Origin of the sequence: Brunnivagina elsteri CCALA 953, from assembly GCF_002289455.1 — a bacterium.
GTDB lineage: Bacteria > Cyanobacteriota > Cyanobacteriia > Cyanobacteriales > Nostocaceae > Brunnivagina > Brunnivagina elsteri.
Map to the genome: position 1 here is coordinate 1 of NZ_NTFS01000441.1, position 5200 is coordinate 5200.

The 5200-nt window shown below is 36.2% G+C and carries 4 protein-coding genes; 1 reads left to right on the top strand and 3 read right to left on the bottom strand.

Annotation, left to right across the window (positions count from 1 at the left end):
* Positions 1 to 286: 286 nt before the first annotated feature.
* Positions 287 to 1009 carry a Mo-dependent nitrogenase C-terminal domain-containing protein gene (locus CK510_RS25925; RefSeq protein ID WP_095724419.1) on the bottom strand — a complete coding sequence of 241 codons (723 nt, stop codon included), beginning with the start codon at positions 1007 to 1009 and terminating at the stop codon, positions 287 to 289.
* A gap of 677 nt (positions 1010 to 1686) precedes the next feature.
* On the opposite strand from CK510_RS25925, the gene CK510_RS25930 reads away from it, so the two are divergent.
* Complete coding sequence (locus CK510_RS25930; protein ID WP_095724416.1) at positions 1687 to 2793, top strand: glutamate--cysteine ligase; 1107 nt, start codon at positions 1687 to 1689, stop codon at positions 2791 to 2793.
* A 76-nt stretch (positions 2794 to 2869) separates the two neighbouring features.
* On the opposite strand, the gene CK510_RS25935 is transcribed toward CK510_RS25930, so the two are convergent.
* Both CK510_RS25935 and CK510_RS25940 read right to left on the bottom strand, forming a co-directional pair.
* On the bottom strand, positions 2870 to 3565 hold the full coding sequence (locus CK510_RS25935) for a class I SAM-dependent methyltransferase (protein WP_095724417.1): 696 nt from the start codon (positions 3563 to 3565) through the stop codon (positions 2870 to 2872).
* 67 nt (positions 3566 to 3632) lie between these two features.
* Positions 3633 to 4799 carry an iron-containing redox enzyme family protein gene (locus CK510_RS25940; RefSeq protein WP_095724418.1) on the bottom strand — a complete coding sequence of 389 codons (1167 nt, stop codon included), beginning with the start codon at positions 4797 to 4799 and terminating at the stop codon, positions 3633 to 3635.
* Positions 4800 to 5200 lie beyond the last annotated feature (401 nt).

Genomic DNA, 5200 nt, shown 5'->3' on the forward strand with positions numbered 1-5200 from the left:
CTGGTAACAAAATAACCAGTTTTAAATTGCTAGAACCCTTGATTTTTTAAGTGTTTTAGGGGATGAATCAGCCCTGCCCCTCCATACCTCCCCTTAGCAAGGGGAGGTGCCATAGGCGGTGGGGTTCTATATATCTTCATATTAAAATTGTATTAGGAGTTTTTAGTTAAAAATTAAGAGCCATATAATTATAGACTCTTAATTCACTCTTAAACTCACTCCTTGAATTAAAACCAAGGCTTTTTTCCTACTTTTAATTTTTCAATCCCTATTCCCCTTCCTACTCCTATATATAAGGTGTAATGTCTTCTTTACAGTCATCAGCGAGATAGGAAAGAGCGCGAAACCGTAAACCAACAAGCTGTTCGTAGAGAGGATTGATTTTACATAATGGTGGAATGTGGACTATTTTGCGTCCGAATAATTTGACATCCCGTGCAAATGGACATTGTGAAGGAATCATTTTACACAAGAAACGGGCAACACTGGGGTCGTGTATTTCCAGTCCATCTAACCAGTCGCGAAGAGGATAAAGTGGATCGACAGGACGTTTTAATGGTGATGCGACTGATATAGATACAGATGTAGATGGTGGTATCGTAGTTGATGAGATAGGGGAAGTAGGTTCTAATTCCTGTGGATGTTCGAGAGTATAACGCAGTGCTTCGAGAATATTTTCTGGTTCTCCCAAAGCTTTGCACAACTCATGCAACATGTAATCTTCGCTTTTAGTGTAAATCCCATCTGCGATCGCAACCATTACGGCAGTTCGCAAAAAGTTTTCCGCAAGGGATGTACCTTTGCCCAATACATCAGCTAATTCCTCTGGGGAAATATCCTCTAAAGTATCCAGTTTCATCCCTGGAGCTAATTCATTCTGGGTAATGCTAGCAATTAACTCCTGTTCCTGGGCATCAAAATCACCATCTGCCCATGCGATCGCAAGCAACCCCCGCAACCAAGCGGAAACATGTTCTTCACTATATGCTGATTTAACTACAGTTGTCATTGCCATTGCTCCTCAAGCTCTGTAACATCCATAGTAACTTGCAAGTAGGAAGCCAATAAGTAACGGGAAATAGGAAATCGCAAAAGTAAGAGCAGCTAAATATTCTTTTCACGACTTTCACAAAAAATCTTGCGCTATAATTCCCTTGTAGTCATATTAATAATAATTCTTAATTAATTATCAAATAGTATTTAGATAATTATTGGCTCTACTAATATTATGGGGATTTTTAGTACCAAAACGAAAGCTATAACTCAGCAATAAAGGCATTCTATTTGTTACAAAAGGAGTCTTAATGTATCTTAACGAACAGTAAGCCCAGATATTATTTGCTAATCTTTTGCAAGAATATCTGGTTTATCGGATATACCGTACCCCTCGGAGGAAGCAAGCTACACGGAGCGTGCGCTTATCGCGTTTGATTTTACATCTTATCTGATGGTGAAAAATCAAAAACTTTGCAGATTTACCAGCTAAATATCTACGTCATTACTCACCAATAGACATGTTGTTTGTTTAGAGATTCCTTCCTATAGATTGAGTTTATTTCGACTTGGATAAATATGAATTTTGCTGGAGTATCATTCTATCTGCACTGTAAATAATATATACAGAATATTCTAAATTCTGATTACTGACAGCCTATTTCTTACCATAAACATTTCAAGGTATAACTAATGTTTAATTTTGGCATCGAACACGAAGTTGCTTTTGTTGACTTGACTGGAAATTTTGTTGATTTTTCACGGGCAAACTTTGCTGATTTTAATCAGATAATTGAAGCATTGCCAGAATATGTGGATGAAATCATACATTTACATATGGGAGATGCTGGAATTAGAAAAAAAAGGTGGTATATCGAAGGGTTTGAACGCTATGGAATGGATGAAGAATTTGTAGAATGTGTTCCCAAAGGGATTGAAATTCGCACAACTATTCACACCAGTATTAAAAATACTATTTTAGAATTAAATGAGAGTTTTTGTTTATTGCAAGATGTCGCTGCTAAATTTGGACTTATACCCGTTTTAATTAGCTATAATCCGAATTTAACATCATACAAACCACAACCACCATTTAATGAATATGAACTCAGGGAATTACAAGCTTATCCCGACGAGCAAACAGTTAATATTTATATGGTTTCCTATGGTCCAGATTTAAATATTTCGCTTACAGATTTACCTGTAGAAAAGGTAATTGATATTGGTAAAAAACTAAATTATTATAGTCCTTATATCGTTCCTTTTAGTTATAGTTCTCCGTTTTACCAAGGTGATTTGTGGGAAGGATTATCTGTGAGAACATTTATTCGTACAGGGAAACGTGCAGCTACCAGAGTATTTGTAGAAAAGCCAGAACAACTGATTTCAAGTATTCCGACATTGACAAAAATTGCTCGTCTTCCGGCAGAAATTGGACGAATTGAATTTAAAGCTTGCGATAGTTGTGATGATTTTTCTATTTATGCTGGGATATTAGCATTGTTGAAAGGATTGATACTTGATGCTAGCTTACTTGGACGTGAAATAATTCCCAATGCTGCATTACATCAACTGTCAGCACAAGAAGCATTTGATAATGAAGAAATATTTGCGATCGCATTACAAATTCTTCAAGCTGCGGAGATTGCTCTGGGAAATGACCCTGATATTAATTTACTTGTACCTTTAAAAAATATGCTGGAAAAACGTGAAACCCCAGCACATCAATTAATTCGTACATTCAAAAATTTAGGTTCTATTGAGCAGACATTAATACAAACATATCCGAATTTTCGTTGAAGATTAATTAATATTCCCGATTGAGAAAAGTCGAGAATATTGAAAATATGAAAAAATCAAGATTAACTACATAATTTTATATGCCTGTTAAAACTTGAGTTAATTCTTTGGACAAGTTAACATCTGACTTTTGACTCTTGGTAAATAAAACTCCTGCTAAATAGTAATAATCACCCGAATAAAAAGCCATATCGTTATCCCGCATTTCTTCGATATGTTGCTTTACTTTTGGCTCAGAACTGTAATAACCAAACTTCAATGGCATAATTGTAAAATTATTCACGCAGTAGTCATTTTCTTGAGCATGAATAATGGTGCTTTTGGGATTTGAGTAACTAGAAACTAACAACACAACATTATCGTATCCCAACGATAAAAGCTGATTTGTAATTGCCGCACCATCAGTACCACCAAAGAGTAATGGCATATAGATATCATTATCTGGTGCTGGTAAATATGGAGGATTGGCAACAAGATATTCTGCTTGAGGTTGAGTTGATGCAAACAAGCAAGAATTATCAATTATATATTTTGTATTCAAATTATATTCATCGATAGTAGAATTTGCAACTTTCCAAGCATTAGGATTTAACTCAAATCCATGTACAATCCCTTCAAATTGATTTCTCAGCAAAGAATTGATAACTGGACTACCATCTCCAGAACCAAATTCAACTACATATTCACAATCTTCGCATTTTCTGAATACAAAATTTTCCAAACAATTGGAGTAGAAATTAGATTCTTCAGGGCAGTAGAATATTTTTCTCATAATAGGATAGTACAGGAATTAAGAGTTAGGAATTAGGAGTTAGGAATTAGGAGTTAGGAGTTAGGGATTAATAATTACGAATCGATGCGACTATGGCTTCACTTGCCCTATTTCCCATAGATTTTTCTTGGTCATATCCCAACACCAATTCCCATGCATCATTTGGATACATTTCTGCCAAGGGCAATGCAACATCATCAAGCATCCATTGTCCGTGACGTTCGTCTTCACGAATATGCAAATCCCAATAACCCATTGCTGCATCTGACAAACCTAAGCGCTGTGCAGCAGTAAGGTAGTTACGATAAGCACTTGGTCCAGACACTTCAAAATAGGTCAAACCTCCGCAATAGCGTAAATAGTGGCGCTTACGCTCAGTCATCAGGAAGTTATGATTAGCACATGCTAAAACTTCCCACGGAACTAAATCAAAGTACGCTTCTGGTTGCGTATTCATTCCAAACTCATTCAGCATTTGCGCGAAAAATGTCGAATGTTTACGGTTAAAGCGTCCATTTCCATATTCTTCTAGCAATACTTTGATTAAAGTACATTGAATTGGGTTTGCTGTACCACCCAAAATGCGCGACAATCGACTTCCTTCAACCAACCCGTCAAATGAAGCGATCGCAAGTAAATGACCATATCCAGCTTCGTTCATTTCTTCCCGAATGTAGCGACTTTCTGCTGATATTTCCGGATTTAAGTCACTCTTAACCCGATTAATTAGAGCTTGTTTAACATCAAGATTTTGCAAAGCTTCATCATGCAAAGTTTCAAGATTAGTTTGTGCTAATTCCCATTTTTGCCAAGCTGTTTCGATGCGATCGCGAATTTGCTGCAAATAAATGGAGCGTTCGTTGTCATAATTGTGTAAGTCGTCATACCAAAATAAACACAGTCGATTTATCCGGTAGAGAATGCGTTGAAGGAATAAATGCGCTGTTTCGTTACCAATATTGCTTAATGTCTTTGGCATTAAGCTTTGCTTATCGCTTGGATTATTCTTCTCTAAATTACCTTCATATCCTGCCACAATCGCAATTGCCAAGATATTCTCAAATTCGCTTGCTAGTTGGGGTTCAACATACAATCGTCTATCTAAGTTTTCTAGAGCTAGTAATTCAATAAATCGTTGCTCTGCAAAGTCATATTCATCACTTAGAAAACTGTCATTTTGAGTATATTCCACATCAGTATTGACGCGGGGAAACATGATTAAATTACTTTGCATGTTGTTCTTAATTGCTTTAATAGGTGATGTGAAATTACTTTCACTTCTACTATTTAGGGTTCCATGCAGTAGTATTAATTCCCTCTTCCTGTAGTTATAAAGGTAAATCAGCCAAGGGGAATAAGAAGTTAGGAATTAGGAATTAGGAGTTAGGAATTAGGAATTAGGAGTTAAGAATTAGGAGTTAGGAATTAGGAGTTAAAAATTAGGAATTAGGAGTTAGGAGTTAGGAATTAGGAATTAAGAATTAGGAGTTAAAAATTATAACTTCTAACTTCTAACTCCTCATACCATTTTAATATGAAGATGCATAAAATAACCCCACCGCCTGTGGCACCTCCCCTTACTAAGGGGAGGTTGGAGGAATCGAAATAATGTGCAGCTTCACAAGTAATTGGTAT

Bases quoted from the DNA above. Each gene is read 5' to 3' on its own strand.
- CK510_RS25930 (WP_095724416.1), top strand. From the start codon at position 1,687: ATGTTTAATTTTGGCATCGAACACGAAGTTGCTTTTGTTGACTTGACT.
- CK510_RS25935 (WP_095724417.1), bottom strand. From the start codon at position 3,565: ATGAGAAAAATATTCTACTGCCCTGAAGAATCTAATTTCTACTCCAAT.
- CK510_RS25925 (WP_095724419.1), bottom strand. From the start codon at position 1,009: ATGACAACTGTAGTTAAATCAGCATATAGTGAAGAACATGTTTCCGCT.
- CK510_RS25940 (WP_095724418.1), bottom strand. From the start codon at position 4,799: ATGCAAAGTAATTTAATCATGTTTCCCCGCGTCAATACTGATGTGGAA.